Source organism: Sulfuriflexus sp. (assembly GCF_032250955.1).
Classification (GTDB): Bacteria; Pseudomonadota; Gammaproteobacteria; order AKS1; family AKS1; genus Sulfuriflexus.
In genome coordinates this window covers 19,192-34,645 of sequence record NZ_JAVVES010000025.1, presented here as the reverse complement: position 1 = coordinate 34,645, position 15,454 = coordinate 19,192, and the positions used below count along the sequence as shown (strand labels likewise).

The following is a 15,454-nucleotide window of genomic DNA, read 5'->3' as shown; positions in this document are numbered from 1 at the left end:
CCCGGCGCGGTGTACCGCGGCTGCCTCGACGGGGCGCACCACCTTCAGGTGTCCTTTCCGGAGCCTTCTGTTCCTTTTGCGGGGTGGCGGCTTCTCCACCATTGCCGAACAGGTTACCGAACAGGCGCTTGATAAAGCCGCTTTCGTTCTTTTCAGTCGGGCTTGCCTTGGGTGCGACAGTTTCTGTTGCCGCGGACGGCGGGGGGGCGGTCGGAATAATGCTCTTTACGGCCGGTTCTTCAATGCGAGGCTTGGTGTCGGAAACGACGATTTCGGCGTCCGGGGTTTCCGTTGCCGCCATGTCGTAACTGGATACCTTGAACTCGGCCTCGCCGGTCTCGGCCTCGCGCACACGCTGGATCTCGAAACGCGGGGTCTCCAGACTGGTGTTCGGAACCATGGTGACGTTGATACCGTGTCGGCTCTCGATAGTGTGGATGATGGAACGTTTTTCATTCAGCAGGAAGGTCCCTACATCGACCGGCACCTGCGCAATAATGCGTGCGGTCTTGTCCTTCATCGCCTCTTCTTCAACGATACGCAGAATTGACAGGGCGAGTGATTCCACGCCACGGATCGTGCCCTGGCCATTACAGCGTGGGCAGGTGATCTGGCTGGATTCGCCGAGTGAGGGACGCAGACGCTGGCGTGACATTTCCAACAGGCCAAAGCGGGAGATGCGACCGACCTGGATGCGGGCGCGGTCTTGCTTGAGCGCCTCTTTCATGCGGTTCTCGACTTCGCGCTGGTTGCGTGACTGCATCATGTCGATGAAATCGATCACGACGAGGCCGCCGAGGTCGCGCAGGCGCAACTGGCGGGCGATCTCGTCGGCGGCCTCGAGGTTCGTGTTCAGCGCGGTATCTTCGATGTTCGTACCCTTGGTCGCGCGTGCCGAGTTGATGTCAATCGACACGAGCGCTTCGGTATGATCGATGACGACCGAGCCACCGGAGGGCAGTGTCACTTCGCGATGGAAGGCGGATTCGATCTGGGTTTCGATCTGGTAACGGCTAAACAGCGGGATGCTGTCATCATAAAACTTGATCTTCTGCAGGTTATTCGGCATCACCAGCGAGATAAAATCGCGGGCCTTTTTGTAGACTTCCTCGCTGTCGATCAGGATCTCGGCGATATCCTTACGCAGGTAGTCGCGTATAGCGCGGATAATAACGTTACTTTCCTGATAAACGAGGAAGGGTGCCTGGCGCTGGTTAGAGGCCTCTTCAATGGCGGTCCAAAGCTGCAGCAGGTAATCAAGATCCCACTGTAATTCTTCATGGCTTTTGCCCACGCCGGCGGTGCGCACAATCAGGCCCATGCCTTCCGGAATGGTCAGGGCGGCCATGGCATCACGAATCTCGCTGCGATCCTCACCCTCGATACGTCGAGATACGCCACCGGCACGCGGGTTATTCGGCATCAGCACCAGGTAACGTCCGGCGAGGCTGATGAAGGTCGTCAGTGCCGCACCCTTGTTACCGCGCTCTTCCTTGTCTACCTGGACAAGGATTTCCTGACCTTCTCTGACCATGTCGGAGATCTTGCCGCGTTTGCCGGCTTCAGGCTGTTCCTTGAAGTAGCTGCGGGAAATTTCCTTGAGTGGCAAGAAACCGTGACGTTCGGTGCCGTAATTCACAAAGGCGGCCTCAAGGCTGGGTTCAACCCGGGTGATCTTGCCCTTGTAGATATTAGATTTTTTTTGCTCTTTGGAAGGGGTTTCAATATCCAGATCGTAGAGTGACTGGCCATCGACGAGTGCAACACGCAACTCTTCCTGCTGAGTTGCGTTAATAAGCATTCTCTTCATTGTGTGGTAATCCTGTTGTCATGCACGAGCAAAGCAGTCATGACACTGCACAGGTATGATCAGGAAAGAGACCGCCATGACAGATTGCCTCGACGGTCTTCAGGTGCAAAACATTACATCATCGGCTATCAAGGCCAGTGTTATTCTGCGGGGCGGTGTCAGTCGCTCTCCGCTGTAATTGTTTTCCTGACCACCCTGTGTTGCTCGAGCGGTTGATTATTTCCGGCCATGTCGGGTTTGCCAACACGGCGTTGTTCATCGCGATACCGTTCACATCGGAGCGGTAATATTTACGTCGCCTGATCGCACCACGTCGGGCCACGTGTTAATTGTCTGTTGCTGTGGATGTCGGCGCGCGTGGCGCTGCCGGCCCCATCGGCTTCAGCTATAAGCCGCTGAAATATCTCCAGTCGGACGCCTTTAATATAGCAGCGATGCCCCGTAGCATCAATCAATGACTTAAGCTGGTATTATGCCGGCCATGAACACGAAACTACCTGCCCACTCAGACACGCCTCGCCAGGGCGTGCATTTCATTGATATCGAGCCGGAGCAGGCAGGTCAGCGCATAGATAACTTCCTGATTACAAAGCTAAAAGGTGTACCAAAGAGCCGTATCTATCGTATCCTGCGAAAGGGCGAGGTACGGGTCAACAAGGGACGCTGCAAGCCGGAATACCGCCTCAAGGCAGGTGACCAGGTCCGGATCCCGCCCATCCGCATGGAGGAAAAACCGACCGCGCCGGCCCCCCCGCAGTTCCAGATCGATCGTCTCGAGGCGGCAATCCTGTTCGAAGACAAGGGGCTGCTCATTCTAAACAAGCCCTGTGGTCTGGCTGTTCATGGCGGCAGTGGCCTGAGCTTTGGCCTTATCGAACTATTACGCGCCTCGCGGCCAACGGCACCGTATCTCGAACTGGTGCACCGTCTTGATCGGGAAACCTCGGGCCTGCTGCTGGTGGCGAAGAAGCGCAGTTACCTGCGCGCCCTGCATGAACAACTGCGCGGCGACAGTATCCGCAAGCATTACCGGGCCCTCGTTTGCGGGCAATGGGACCTGGGCACGCATCATGAAAGAGCCCCCTTGTATAAAAATACCCTGAGTTCAGGGGAGCGAATTGTCCGCGTTGACGAAAGGGGTAAATCGGCCCATACCCTGTTCAAGCCCATTAGTCGTTTCAAGGCCGCGAGTTATATGGAAGTTGAACTCTTCACCGGCCGTACCCATCAAATACGTGTGCATGCCGCCCACATTGGCCACCCCGTGGCTGGTGATGAGAAGTACGGCAAGCAGGTCTGCAACCGTGATTTGAAGCAATATGGCCTGAAACGGTTATTTTTACACGCCTACCGGCTTGAGTTTACCCACCCCGGCAGCAACCAGCCGATGGATATTATTGCCCCGCTTGATAATGAGTTGGGCGCCGTGCTGGACGCGCTCGAAGCAGGGCAGGCATGAGTTGAATATGAAACATGAATTTGAATTACTGGTCTTTGACTGGGACGGTACCCTGATGGATTCGGTCGAGCATATTGTCGCCTCGCTGTCCGCCGCCGCCGTGGATACCGGTCTTGAGGATCTTGGCCAGCATCGTTATCGTGACATTATCGGCTTAGGCCTGAGGGAGGCCATGCAGGTGCTTTATCCCCAGGCCGACCAGGTGGTGACCGAGACCCTGTGTGAACGTTATCGCTATCATTACGTTGAGGTAAACCGGGTTAAGTCCGAGCTCTTTGACGGCGCCCTGGCCCTGCTGCAGGCCATGCGAGACAGGGGCCTGAAACTCGCCGTCGCGACCGGCAAGGGCCGGGTCGGACTGGAACGGGTATTTGCCGATACGGGTTATGGTGATTTTTTTCATGCCAGTCGCTGTTCGGATGAGTCCGGCTCGAAACCGCAACCGCATATGCTGCATGAACTCATGCAGGAACTAAACGTCGAGCCGGCCAGAACCCTGATGATTGGTGATACCGAGTACGATATGGCGATGGCGCGGAATGCGGGTACGCATGGCCTGGCTGTGAGTTACGGGGTGCATGACTGTGAGCGCCTGCAGCAACACAAACCACTGGCCTGCCTGTCGAGTATGGAAAAACTAAGTAGTTGGCTGCATGCGCATACGGCCTGAATCCTGCTATGATTGGCCCGGGAATTTCAACAAATAAAAACATGGAACAAAGATCATGAGTGAGCAGCAAAACGACGAAAACTGGGAACGCGAGACGATCAACAAACTGGCCTTTGCGGCGATCCAGGAGCAGCGGCGGGCACGTCGCTGGACACTGGCGTTTCGGGGACTGGTGCTGATCTGGTTGTTCAGTTTCCTGGCGCTGCTTATTGTTGGTGAACGGCAAGCCAGTATCGAAATAGGCACACACACAGCACTTATCGAAGTCAGAGGCGTCATTGCCGATGACGCTGAGGCCAGTGCGGACAATGTCATCACGGCACTGCGCAAGGCATTCAAAAACGACCATGCCGCCGGCGTTATCCTGCGCATCAACAGCCCCGGTGGCAGCCCCGTGCAGGCCGGTTATATCAATGACGAAATTGTTCGTCTGCGCAGCAAGTACCCGGACAAGGTGCTCTATGCGGTGATCAGCGATATTTGTGCCTCGGGGGGCTATTACATTGCCGCGGCGGCAGACCAAATCTACGCTGACAAGGCCAGCCTGGTCGGTTCAATCGGTGTGCTTATGGATGGCTTTGGCTTTACCGGCACGATGGAAAAGCTGGGGGTTGAACGCCGTCTGCTGACCGCCGGTGAACACAAGGGCTTCCTCGATCCCTTTTCTCCATTAAAGAATGAAGAAGTGGCGCATATCAAAAAGCAACTTGATAACCTGCATACGCAATTTATTGACGTTGTTAAAAACGGGCGCGGGGATCGTCTTGCCGATGATGAAAAACTGTTTAGTGGTTATATCTGGTCAGGGGAAAAGAGTCTTGAACTCGGCCTGGTCGACGCCCTCGGCAGTAGTAGTTATGTAGCACGAGAAATTATCGGTGCGGAAAAAATCGTTGACTACACAGTCCGTCCCAATATCCTGGATCGTTTTGCCGAGCGGCTTGGCGCCTCAATGGGGAAAAGTATTTCTACCTCGGCCGGTCTCGAATCACTACAGCTAAAATAAATTGATGATTGATGAACGGCACGATGGTTCCTGCTGATATTTAATCATCGATCCTCAATCATCAATCATCAATTTTATAAAACCTTCACGCCTTCATTTTCCAGCATGCGCACCAGCCTGATTAGTGGTAAACCAATCAGGCTGTTCGGGTCTTCTCCCTCGAGTCTTTCAAACAGGGCAATGCCGAGCGCCTCTGACTTGAAACTGCCCGCACACTGGTAAGGCTGCTCGCGAGTTAGATAATTCTCGATTTGCTCGAGTGTCAGCTTGCGAAAGACGACATCAAAGGGTACGACTTCACACTGTGTCCGGTCTGTTGCGCTGTTGTACAGGCAGAGCCCGGTAAGAAAGCGCACCGTCTTTCCCGAGGCATTTTGTAGCTGCTGAACGGCGCGCGCATGCGTAAGCGGCTTGCCGAGTATCTCACCCGCGTTAACCGCAACTTGATCTGAACCAATGATCAGGGCCTGGGGGAATTTCCTGGCAACGACACGGGCCTTGGCTTCAGCGAGACGGGCGACGAGTTGTTCCGGGCTCTCATTTTCCTGGCGTGACTCATCAATATCCGGGGCGGCCGTTTCAAACGGCAGACCGAGTTTTTGCAGGAGCTCACGGCGAAAGGGAGAGGTCGAGCCAAGTACAAGTGGCAGTGTAGTGTTGTTCTTGTTCATGTGCTTATTTACTGGAGTGGACTCAAACCTGAAGGGTCGTTATGTTATCTCAACCAGTGCTTCATCGGGGTTGACGCTGTCGCCCTTGGCAACATGGATTGCGCTGATTATACCTGAAATAGGGGCCTGGATTTCGGTTTCCATCTTCATGGCTTCGGTAATCAGGATGGCATCACCGGCCTTGACCTCGTTGCCGATCTCGACGAGCACGTCAACAATGCTGCCCGGCATCGAGGTTGTGAGATGCCCGGGACTGGTCGCCCGCGGACGCTTGCTGCCACGCTGCGCGGTCGCAGGCACTTCACTACCGTTCTCCATGATCATCATCTCATCGAGTGTCTCGATGAGGATTTCTTCTGGCACACCATCAACGCTGACATAAAAGGGACGCTGGTTCTGGCCCTTGTGGCCGGCACCGGTAACCTTGATGTGATAATGCTCACCATGTACGGTCGCGTTGAATTCAATCGGGGCGGTATGTGGGCCATCATCCTTGTTGTGTGGTGGCTCAAGGGACTCTGGCACCAGGGTATCATTGGCTCGCTGCTCCAGAAATTCGCGGCCTATCTCGGGGAACATGGCATAACTGAGCACGTCTTCCTCGTTTTTGGCCAGCTCACCGATTTCGCAGCGTAGTGTATGCATCTCGTCTTTCAGCAGGTCGGCCGGGCGTATATCGATAATATCTTCAGTGCCAATCGCCTGACGGCGGACCGTGGCATTCAGCTCGCCAGGGGCCTTGCCATAGCGTCCTTGCAGGTAAAACTTCACCTCGTTGGTTATCGTCTTGTAGCGTTCGCCGGTTAAAACATTTAGCACCGCCTGGGTGCCGACAATCTGCGAGGTCGGTGTGACCAGTGGTGGATAGCCAAGGTCTTCCCGCACGCGTGGAATCTCATGCAAGACATCGTTCATGCGATCCAGGGCCCCTTGTTCGCGCAGTTGCGAGGACAGGTTGGAGATCATCCCGCCGGGCACCTGGTTTACCTGTACGCGTGTATCCAGGCCGGTCATCTCGGATTCAAACTGATGATAGGTACTGCGAACCTCCTTGAAGTAAAAACCGATCTCCTGCAACAGTTCGAGGTCCATCCCGGTATCAAATTCGGTATCCCGCAATGCCGCGACCATGGTTTCGGTTGGTGCATGACTGGCGCCACCCGAGAAGGTGGAAATGGCGGTATCGATATGCCGGCAGCCATGCACAACCGCCGCAAGGTGATTCATGCTCGACATACCCGCTGTATCATGGGAGTGCAGGTGCATGGGGATGGAAAGTGCGTCGGTGATCTTCTCGGTCAGTTCGGCCACCACCAGGGGCGTTAACAGGCCCGCCATGTCTTTGATTGCAACACTGTCACAGCCCATGGCTTCGAGTTGTTTGGCCTGTTCGACAAACTCACTGAGGCTGTGAACCGGGCTGACGGTGTAGCAGATAGCACCCTGTGCATGCTTGCCGGCCTTTTTGACGGCATCTATTGACGTCGCCAGGTTACGCAGATCATTCATGGCATCGAAGATGCGAAACACATCAATACCGTTTTCTGCGCTACGTTCAACAAAGGCACGGACGACATCATCTGAATAATGGCGATAACCGAGCAGGTTTTGCCCGCGCAATAACATCTGCAGGCGCGTGTTAGGTAATGCCTTGCGAAGTTTACGTAAACGTTCCCATGGGTCTTCTTTCAGAAAGCGCAGACAGGCATCGTAGGTTGCGCCACCCCAGACCTCCAACGACCAGTAACCCGCACGGTCCAGGCGTTCGCAAATTGGCAACATATCCTCGGTGCGCATGCGCGTGGCAATGAGTGACTGGTGGGCATCGCGTAAAATCGTATCTGTGATATGGACTTGTGTCATGCTGAAAGACTCTTGTTGTTAGACGCCAAGGTGCGCGGCTATTGCCGCCGAGATGGCTACTGCCAGCTCGCGGGGCGGGCGTTGCACCGAGTAGTTAGTCAGTTCCGGATGTTCCTCGACAAAACTGGTGTCAAAATGGCCACTGCGGAAATCGGCTGACTTCAGGATCTCCAGGTAATAGGGGATAGTGGTTTTGACGCCGTATACCCCGGTATCCTTCAGGGCCCGAGTGCCACGGTCGAGGCATTGTTGCCAGTCCAGTGCCCAGACGATGATTTTGGCGCACATCGAATCGTAATAGGGCGGGATCTGGTAACCACTATAGATAGCCGCGTCGGTGCGCACGCCAGGTCCCCCTGGGGCGAAATAGCGCGTGATGCGCCCGAAAGAGGGCAGGAAGTCATGCTGCGGGTCTTCTGCATTGATGCGTAACTGCATGGCAAAGCCGCGCCGCTGGATCTCATTCTGCTGGTAGGACAATGGCTTGCCGTCGGCGATGCGGATCTGCTCACGAACGATATCTATCCCGGTGATCTGCTCGCTGATGGTGTGCTCGACCTGCAGACGGGTGTTCATTTCCATGAAGTAGCAGCTCTCATCCCGGGAATCGATGAGAAATTCGACTGTCCCAGCATTCTGATAGCCTACCGTGCTGGCCGCCTTCACGGCCAGCGTGCAGATCCGTTGCCGTTGCTCCTCGTTCAATTGTGGCGACGGGGCCAGTTCGATGAGTTTCTGATGGCGGCGCTGAATCGAACAGTCACGCTCAAAGAGGTGGACGACATTGCCGTGGCTGTCGCCGAGGATCTGGACCTCGATATGGCGCGGTTTAACCACACATTTTTCAATGAATACCTCGCCGGAGCCAAATGCCTTGGTGACCTCGGAGATCACCCGCCCATACTGTTTATTCAGGTCTGCCACAGAGTCGCAGCGGCGAATGCCCCGGCCACCGCCGCCGGCACTGGCCTTGATCATCACGGGGTAGCCAATTTCTGCGGCGATTTGCAGGGCCTCGTCGAGGTCGGCAACGCTGCCTTCACTCCCCGGTGTGACCGGGATCCCGGCCTCGATCATGAGCCGACGTGCCTCCGTCTTGACCCCCATCTTGTGGATGACCTCGGCCGAGGGGCCGATAAATTTGACGCCGCGGCGTTCACAAATTGCAGCAAGCTCCGGATTTTCAGAGAGAAATCCGTAACCCGGGTGGAGGGCATCACAACCGGTAGCCACGGCCAGATTGACGATGCGATGGGCGTTCAGGTAGCCGGCGATACTATCCGGGCCAATATTGTAGGCCTCATCGGCTTTTTTCACATGCAGCCCGTGGCGATCGGGATCGGCGTAAATGGCCACGGATTTGATACCCATCTCGGTACAGGCTCGTGCGATACGCACAGCGATTTCGCCTCGATTGGCTATGAGTATTTTTTTTATCAAAAGCTAAAGCCCCTGTGCGGTGTAGCAAAAACCGGGTCTTACCATATCACCCTTGGCTAACACGGCCATTGAACGGGAATCCACCCCCCAAAGTCAAGTTGGCCCACTGCCGGCGCAAAACACGGAACAGACGGATTTTTGGGGATTTTTTCTTTGACAGGCGGGGTGCCGGGCTTTATTATGCGCGGCTTATGAAAGACCGCTTGCCGGAGCACATCGAACCACTGCGATTAGCCCGTACCGGGCGCGCATTGCAGGGAGTATTGCCCCTGTCACGTATGGCGCGGCTCAAGGATGCCGTTGATATCGCCGCGGGCGATGTGACGGTGGAGCTGGAGTTCAGCATTAACGAGCGCAATGTCCCCTGTGTGCGCGGGCACATAAGCGCAGAGGTTGGCCTGCAGTGCCAGCGTTGCATGCAGGACATGCTGTGGCCTGTCGACAATGAGTTCGAATTACTGATTGTTGAATCTGAGACCGAGGCCGGACAATACGGCGAAGAGAGCGAAGTACTGTTGCTGAATGAGCAGTTACTGTCGGTCTCCGAGCTGGTGGAAGACGAGATACTGTTGAATCTGCCGATCGTCCCGAAACACCCGGCCGGTACGGCCTGTGCAGAGCAGGCCGGCAGCAATGAGGTTATTCAAGGGCGTGGCGAACAAACGATGCCCGCGGCAGAAAAGGCCGCAACAAAAGACGAGGCAAGGGAGAATCCTTTTGCCAGGCTTGCGGGACTGAAGAACCGCAAGGACTAATTTTTTTACGAAGTTAAGCGTACAGGAGTAGGAATCATGGCCGTACAAAAGAACAAGATGACACCGTCAAAGCGTGGCATGCGTCGTTCACACGACTCATTGACCGCCACAACGTTGTCTATCGAACCCACTACAGGTGAAACCCATCGTCGTCATAACGTGAGCGCGGACGGTTATTACCGTGGTCGCAAGGTTGCACCAGGCAAGAACGACTGATTGTTTGCCGACCAGTTCGGTAAGTTTGCCTTATAATACGTAGCACGGCTCAATGGGCCGTGTTGCGTTTTCTGGCGACTATGCCCGTCACTACCGGGGAATATAATAAGAATGGGCGATCCCGTTACAATCTCACTAGATGCTATGGGCGGCGACTACGGACCCTCCGTAGTTATCCCTGCCGCGCTTCAGGCGCTGGCCAGCAATGCTGACTTGAAACTCATCCTTGTTGGTGACGAAGAAATACTTCGTCAACACCTGCAACAGGCCAATCGCGAACCCGATGAGCGCTTACTCGTCAAGCATGCCTCTCAGCAAGTAACCATGTGTGAACTGCCTTCGCATGCCTTGCGTAACAAAAAAGACTCATCTATGCGCGTGGCCATCAATCTGGTGAAAGAGGGCATGGCCGATGCCTGTGTCAGCGCCGGCAACACCGGGGCATTGATGGCGACAGCACGCTTCGTATTAAAAATGCTTTCCACGGTTGACCGCCCGGCGATTTGTGCCATCCTGCCCACGGTTGGCGGGCATGCCCACATGCTGGATCTCGGTGCCAACGTCAATGCCAGCGCCGACAACCTTTTTGAATTTGCCGTAATGGGTTCGGTATTGGCCAGCGCCATCGATAACATCGACAAGCCGACGGTCGGGCTGTTGAATATCGGTGAAGAAGAAATCAAGGGTAATGAACGCATAAAGGAAGCCTCTCGCATGCTGGCCGATAGTGAACTCAACTATGTCGGTTACGTCGAAGGCGATGGCATCTATGCCGACAAGGCCATGGTTGTGGTCTGCGATGGTTTCAATGGCAATATTGCCCTGAAGGCCAGCGAAGGTGTGGCGAAAATGATTTCACAGAAGATTCGTGAAGCATTTAGCAAAAATATCCTGACCAAGCTGGTAGCATTAGTGGCGATGCCTGTCTTGAACAGCTTTCGTAAAACAATTGACCCGCGCCGCTATAACGGTGCCAGCCTGCTGGGTCTGCAAGGTATTGTTATCAAGAGCCATGGCGGTGCCGATGTGCTGGCGTTCAATACGGCGATCAACCAGGCCATTATCGAAGTACGTAACCGCGTACCGGAAAGAATCAGTGAACAACTAGAGGCCTTGTTAGCAGGGCAACGGAATAACGACTAATGTTTTCGCGTATCAAGGGCACAGGCAGTTACCTGCCAGAGAAAGTGCTGACCAATCACGACCTCGAGAAGCTGGTTGATACCACTGACGAGTGGATCACTGATCGTACCGGTATCAAGGAACGACACATCGCCGCCGAGGGACAGACAACCTGTGACCTGGCCGAAGAGGCCGCGCGCGCGGCTATGGATGCCGCCGGGGTAACAGCCAGTGATATTGATTTGATCATTGTTGCAACGACAACGCCGGACAGGGTCTTCCCGAGCACCGCTTGCCTGTTGCAACAACGCCTCGACATTCATGGCTGTACAGCCTTTGACATCCAGGCGGTCTGCACCGGCTTTGTCTACGCGCTCGGTGTGGCAGACAAGTTTATCAAAAGCGGCAGCCACAAATGCGCATTGGTGATCGGTGCCGAAACGATGTCGCGCATTACCGACTGGAGTGACCGTGGTACCTGCATCCTGTTTGGCGACGGTGCCGGCGCGGTTATCCTCGAAGCCAGCGATGAAGCGGGCGTGTTATCCACGCACCTGCATGCCGATGGCCAGTATGAGGATTTGCTCACCGTTGATGGTGGTGTCTCATCCGGTTACAGCAAGATCGAAAACGGCACTGCCTACATGCGCATGAAGGGTAATGAAGTCTTCAAGATGGCTGTTAATACACTCGGCCGGATTGTGGATGAAACCCTGGCGGCGAACAATCTTGAAAAGACCGATATTGACTGGCTGGTGCCGCACCAGGCCAATATTCGTATTATTAACGCGACCGCGAAGAAACTGCGCATGAACAGCGAGCGTGTCGTGGTGACGGTTGATAAACACGGCAACACCTCGGCCGCCTCCGTGCCGCTGGCTCTGGATACGGCAGTGCGTGATGGTCGCATCAAGCGTGGCGAAACAATCTTGCTGGAAGCCTTTGGTGGTGGTTTCACCTGGGGCTCGGCACTGATCAAGTATTAAAGATTCAGGAACTCGATACACATGTCATTTGCATTTATTTTTCCAGGGCAGGGCTCGCAGAGTGTCGGTATGTTGGCCGACCTGGCAGCCAGTTTTCCCGTTGTCGAAGAAACCTTTGCCGAGGCATCCGCGGCACTCGGTTATGATTTATGGCAACTGGTTCAGAAAGGCCCGGTTGAGGAATTAAACAGTACCGATCGCACCCAGCCGGCCATGTTGACTGCCGGCGTGGCCTGCTGGCGTGTCTGGCAACAGCAGGGTGGAGGTAATCCTGCCGTGATGGCGGGTCACAGTCTCGGTGAATATACGGCGCTGGTCTGTGCTGATGCTATGTCACTCGCCGATGCTGTCACCCTGGTCGCTGATCGTGGTCGCTTTATGCAGGCGGTCGTGCCGGAAGGTGAGGGTGCGATGGCGGCGATCCTCGGGCTTGCCGATGAAGATGTCATCGCCGTCTGTGCAGAGGCCGCCCAGGGCGAGGTGCTGTCAGCTGTAAACTTCAATTCACCAGGTCAGGTTGTGATCGCCGGCAGTGCAGCAGCGGTTGCCCGCGCCGCGCCACTGGCCAGGGAACGCGGAGCCAAGCGTGCGCTGATCCTGCCCGTCAGTGTACCGTCACACTGTGCGTTGATGGCACCGGCAGCGGCAAAACTGGCTGAACGTTTAACGACCATCAGTTTTAACAGTCCGTCTATTCCGGTGATTAATAATGCCGATGTCGACATACCGCAATCAGCAGAGGCCATTTGTGCAGCGCTGGTCAAACAGCTGGATCACCCGGTACGCTGGGTTGATACTATTAACCGTATGACTGCGGATGGTATCGATACCGTTATCGAGTGTGGCCCGGGCAAGGTGCTGGTCGGTCTGAACAAGCGCATCAATAAAGAAATGCAGGCACTGCCCCTGTTCGATGCCGAAACATTGAACGCGGCACTCGCTGCCAGCAAATAAAACAGAAGGGAGCCAAACATGTCTCTACAAGGTGAAATTGCACTCGTTAGCGGTGCCAGTCGGGGTATCGGCATGAGTATTGCCCATGCACTGGGGGCACAGGGTGCGACCGTGGTTGGCACTGCCACCTCCGAAAAAGGCGCGCAGGCAATTTCTGACTATCTCGCCAGGGCCGGTATCAGCGGTTCCGGTATGGCACTGAATGTCACCGATCCTGATTCAGTTGATGCGACCCTGAAGGCCATCACGGCGCAATATGGTGCCGTCTCGATTCTTGTCAATAATGCCGGAATTACCCGCGACAACCTCCTCATGCGCATGAAGGAGGAAGAGTGGGAAGCCATTATCAATACCAATCTGACCTCGGTTTATCGCCTCTCCAAGGCCGTGCTGCGGCCGATGATGAAGGCGCGCAAGGGCCGTATCATCAGTATCGCCTCGGTGGTCGGGATCAGCGGTAATGCCGGGCAGACCAACTATGCTGCCGCCAAGGCCGGCGTGATCGGCTTTTCCAAGTCACTGGCCCGCGAGGTTGGCAGCCGCGGCATTACCGTCAACGTGGTCGCACCCGGTTTTATTGATACCGATATGACCCGTGAGTTGCCGGACGAGGTCAAAACCAGCCTGTTGAAGTCGATTCCGCTGGAACGACTTGGCCAGCCGGATGAGATCGCTGCAGCCGTCGGCTTTCTGGCTTCACCCCTTGCGGCCTACATTACGGGTGAGACGATCAATGTAAATGGCGGCATGGTCATGGATTAAGGCATTTTTGGCCTTAAAATTTATATATTTATCAAAACGTTAGCAATTCTGGAATCTGGGTCGGGTTTTCACTACAATACCGCACGCGGCCACAGACAAGCCGGACAATTTTAGAGGATTAGAATCTCATGAGTACTATCGAAGAACGCGTAAAGAAGATTGTTGTTGAACAGCTTGGTGTCAAGGAAGAAGAAGTAACAAACGAAGCATCGTTCGTTGACGATCTGGGCGCTGATTCACTCGATACTGTAGAGCTGGTTATGGCTCTCGAGGAAGAATTCGAAACTGAAATTCCTGATGAGGAAGCTGAAAAGATTACCACAGTCCAGCAGGCCATCGACTACGTCAGCGCCAACCAGGGCTGATCCAGACACTCATTAAGGTATTTACGGCCGCTTCCATCTCGTATGGAAGGCGGCCTTTCCTTTTTCTGCGCCCGCAGAAGTTGACAGGAGCAAGCGCGTGACAAGACGTGTTGTTGTGACTGGCCTTGGCATTGTCTCGCCAGTCGGACTAAATATTAAAGATTCATGGGCTAACATTCTTGCCGGCAAGAGTGGTATCAGCCCGATCACCCATTTTGATGCCTCGGCCTTTGCTACCCGCTTCAGTGGTTCGGTGAAAGACTTTGACGTCACCGAATACATGTCGGCCAAGGAAGCCCGCAAGATGGATACCTTTATCCATTATGGTATCGCCGCCGGTACCCAGGCATTGCAGGATTCCGGCCTGGAAGTCACCGAGGCCAATGCACACCGTATCGGTGTCTCGATTGGTTCCGGTATCGGTGGGCTGTCGAGCATCGAGAAGGGCCATGACGCCTATCTCAAGGGGGGGCCGCGCAAGATTTCACCTTTCTTCGTGCCGAGTAGCATCATCAACATGATCTCAGGTAACTTTTCGATCCTGCACGGATTGAAGGGACCGAATATCGCGATTGTGACGGCCTGTACCACGGGCACGCACAGTGTCGGTGATGCCGGGCGCATGATTGCGCATGGCGATGCCGATGTGATGGTTGCCGGCGGTGCCGAGATGGCAACCTCACCGATGGGCCTGGGTGGTTTCTGTTCCGCGCGCGCCTTGTCGTCACGTAATGACAGCCCGGAAACCGCCAGCCGTCCGTGGGACAAGGACCGTGATGGTTTTGTGCTTGGTGACGGTGCCGGCGTCATGGTGCTGGAAGAATATGAACATGCCAGGGCGCGGGGCGCAAACATCTATGCCGAATTAATCGGCTTTGGCATGAGTGGTGATGCCTACCACATGACCTCACCATCCGAAGGCGGTGAAGGCGCCATGCGATGCATGCAAAACGCCATGAATGATGCCGGTATCAATGCGGAAGAGGTCGATTACATCAATGCCCACGGTACCTCGACCCCGGCCGGTGATGTTGCCGAGACCATGGCCATGAAGACCGCCTTTGGTGCACATGCCAGCAAGCTGGCCATTAGCTCCACGAAGTCGATGACCGGGCACCTGCTCGGTGCGGCAGGTGGTATCGAGGCCGTGTTTAGCTGCCTGGCGATCCGGGACCAGGTGGCCCCGCCGACGATTAACATCATTAACCAGGATCCGGAATGTGATCTTGATTACGTGCCCGATACAGCACGTGAAATGCGAATTGATGTTGCCATCTCCAATTCGTTTGGTTTCGGCGGCACCAATGGCACGGTCGTGTTCCGCAAGGTCGGTTAAGATTGTTATTGTTGCCTGAGTTCAAACGACACGGCATTA

General features: G+C 55.1%; 15 protein-coding genes. 11 read left to right on the top strand and 4 right to left on the bottom strand.

The features are described 5' to 3' along the window. Positions 1-1,810, bottom strand: a 1,810-nt coding sequence (gene rne, locus RQ738_RS06510; RefSeq protein ID WP_314163014.1) for a ribonuclease E, incomplete at its 3' end; no start/stop codon positions are given. A 481-nt stretch (positions 1,811-2,291) separates the two neighbouring features. Between rne and rluC the strand changes: the two genes are divergently transcribed. Genes rluC through sppA form a run of 3 tightly spaced genes read left to right on the top strand, consistent with a single transcriptional unit; the run spans position 2,292 to position 4,945 of the window. Next, the gene (gene rluC / locus RQ738_RS06505; protein WP_314163009.1) at positions 2,292-3,269 is read left to right on the top strand and encodes a 23S rRNA pseudouridine(955/2504/2580) synthase RluC; all 978 of its coding nucleotides are present in this window, start codon (positions 2,292-2,294) and stop codon (positions 3,267-3,269) included. Positions 3,270-3,276: 7 nt separating this feature from the next. Continuing rightward, complete coding sequence (locus tag RQ738_RS06500; protein WP_314163003.1) at positions 3,277-3,939, top strand: HAD-IA family hydrolase; 663 nt, start codon at positions 3,277-3,279, stop codon at positions 3,937-3,939. Positions 3,940-3,994: 55 nt separating this feature from the next. Continuing rightward, on the top strand, positions 3,995-4,945 hold the full coding sequence (gene sppA, locus RQ738_RS06495; protein ID WP_314162998.1) for a signal peptide peptidase SppA: 951 nt from the start codon (positions 3,995-3,997) through the stop codon (positions 4,943-4,945). A 74-nt stretch (positions 4,946-5,019) separates the two neighbouring features. Here the strand turns inward: sppA and RQ738_RS06490 are convergent, their stop codons facing one another. From RQ738_RS06490 to RQ738_RS06480, 3 genes are read right to left on the bottom strand one after another with little or no spacing between them, the layout of a single operon-like run. Continuing rightward, complete coding sequence (locus RQ738_RS06490) at positions 5,020-5,616, bottom strand: nucleoside triphosphate pyrophosphatase (RefSeq protein WP_314162994.1); 597 nt, start codon at positions 5,614-5,616, stop codon at positions 5,020-5,022. A 39-nt stretch (positions 5,617-5,655) separates the two neighbouring features. After that, entirely contained in the window at positions 5,656-7,479 is a 1,824-nt protein-coding gene (oadA, locus tag RQ738_RS06485; RefSeq protein WP_314162989.1) for a sodium-extruding oxaloacetate decarboxylase subunit alpha, read from the bottom strand. Between the two features lie 18 nt (positions 7,480-7,497). Next, positions 7,498-8,919: an acetyl-CoA carboxylase biotin carboxylase subunit gene (locus RQ738_RS06480; RefSeq protein WP_314162983.1), complete on the bottom strand. Its 1,422-nt coding sequence runs from the start codon at positions 8,917-8,919 to the stop codon at positions 7,498-7,500. A gap of 191 nt (positions 8,920-9,110) precedes the next feature. Between RQ738_RS06480 and RQ738_RS06475 the strand changes: the two genes are divergently transcribed. From RQ738_RS06475 to fabF, 8 genes are all read left to right on the top strand, one after another. Further along, a complete protein-coding gene (locus RQ738_RS06475; RefSeq protein ID WP_314162981.1) occupies positions 9,111-9,674 on the top strand; it encodes a YceD family protein in 564 nt (187 codons plus the stop codon). Positions 9,675-9,710: 36 nt separating this feature from the next. Next, positions 9,711-9,890, top strand: coding sequence for a 50S ribosomal protein L32 (gene rpmF / locus RQ738_RS06470; protein WP_314162980.1), 180 nt, complete (start codon positions 9,711-9,713; stop codon positions 9,888-9,890). 111 nt (positions 9,891-10,001) lie between these two features. Then, positions 10,002-11,033: a phosphate acyltransferase PlsX gene (plsX, locus tag RQ738_RS06465; RefSeq protein WP_314162977.1), complete on the top strand. Its 1,032-nt coding sequence runs from the start codon at positions 10,002-10,004 to the stop codon at positions 11,031-11,033. After that, positions 11,033-11,998: a beta-ketoacyl-ACP synthase III gene (locus tag RQ738_RS06460; RefSeq protein ID WP_314162967.1), complete on the top strand. Its 966-nt coding sequence runs from the start codon at positions 11,033-11,035 to the stop codon at positions 11,996-11,998. Before plsX ends, RQ738_RS06460 begins: the two co-directional genes overlap by 1 nt. A gap of 21 nt (positions 11,999-12,019) precedes the next feature. After that, positions 12,020-12,952, top strand: coding sequence for an ACP S-malonyltransferase (gene fabD, locus RQ738_RS06455; RefSeq protein WP_314162961.1), 933 nt, complete (start codon positions 12,020-12,022; stop codon positions 12,950-12,952). Positions 12,953-12,970: 18 nt separating this feature from the next. Beyond that, positions 12,971-13,714 carry a 3-oxoacyl-ACP reductase FabG gene (gene fabG / locus RQ738_RS06450; protein ID WP_314162958.1) on the top strand — a complete coding sequence of 248 codons (744 nt, stop codon included), beginning with the start codon at positions 12,971-12,973 and terminating at the stop codon, positions 13,712-13,714. A gap of 128 nt (positions 13,715-13,842) precedes the next feature. After that, positions 13,843-14,079, top strand: coding sequence for an acyl carrier protein (gene acpP, locus RQ738_RS06445; RefSeq protein WP_314162955.1), 237 nt, complete (start codon positions 13,843-13,845; stop codon positions 14,077-14,079). A gap of 97 nt (positions 14,080-14,176) precedes the next feature. Beyond that, the gene (fabF, locus tag RQ738_RS06440) at positions 14,177-15,415 is read left to right on the top strand and encodes a beta-ketoacyl-ACP synthase II (RefSeq protein ID WP_314162951.1); all 1,239 of its coding nucleotides are present in this window, start codon (positions 14,177-14,179) and stop codon (positions 15,413-15,415) included. The last annotated feature ends 39 nt before the right edge of the window (positions 15,416-15,454 follow it).

Excerpts from the sequence above, each read along its gene's own strand:
- RQ738_RS06460 (WP_314162967.1), top strand. The coding sequence starts at position 11,033 with ATGTTTTCGCGTATCAAGGGCACAGGCAGTTACCTGCCAGAGAAAGTG.
- oadA (WP_314162989.1), bottom strand. The coding sequence starts at position 7,479 with ATGACACAAGTCCATATCACAGATACGATTTTACGCGATGCCCACCAG.
- sppA (WP_314162998.1), top strand. The coding sequence starts at position 3,995 with ATGAGTGAGCAGCAAAACGACGAAAACTGGGAACGCGAGACGATCAAC.
- RQ738_RS06500 (WP_314163003.1), top strand. The coding sequence starts at position 3,277 with ATGAAACATGAATTTGAATTACTGGTCTTTGACTGGGACGGTACCCTG.
- rluC (WP_314163009.1), top strand. The coding sequence starts at position 2,292 with ATGAACACGAAACTACCTGCCCACTCAGACACGCCTCGCCAGGGCGTG.
- fabG (WP_314162958.1), top strand. The coding sequence starts at position 12,971 with ATGTCTCTACAAGGTGAAATTGCACTCGTTAGCGGTGCCAGTCGGGGT.
- plsX (WP_314162977.1), top strand. The coding sequence starts at position 10,002 with ATGGGCGATCCCGTTACAATCTCACTAGATGCTATGGGCGGCGACTAC.
- RQ738_RS06475 (WP_314162981.1), top strand. The coding sequence starts at position 9,111 with ATGAAAGACCGCTTGCCGGAGCACATCGAACCACTGCGATTAGCCCGT.
- acpP (WP_314162955.1), top strand. The coding sequence starts at position 13,843 with ATGAGTACTATCGAAGAACGCGTAAAGAAGATTGTTGTTGAACAGCTT.
- fabD (WP_314162961.1), top strand. The coding sequence starts at position 12,020 with ATGTCATTTGCATTTATTTTTCCAGGGCAGGGCTCGCAGAGTGTCGGT.
- RQ738_RS06490 (WP_314162994.1), bottom strand. The coding sequence starts at position 5,616 with ATGAACAAGAACAACACTACACTGCCACTTGTACTTGGCTCGACCTCT.
- rpmF (WP_314162980.1), top strand. The coding sequence starts at position 9,711 with ATGGCCGTACAAAAGAACAAGATGACACCGTCAAAGCGTGGCATGCGT.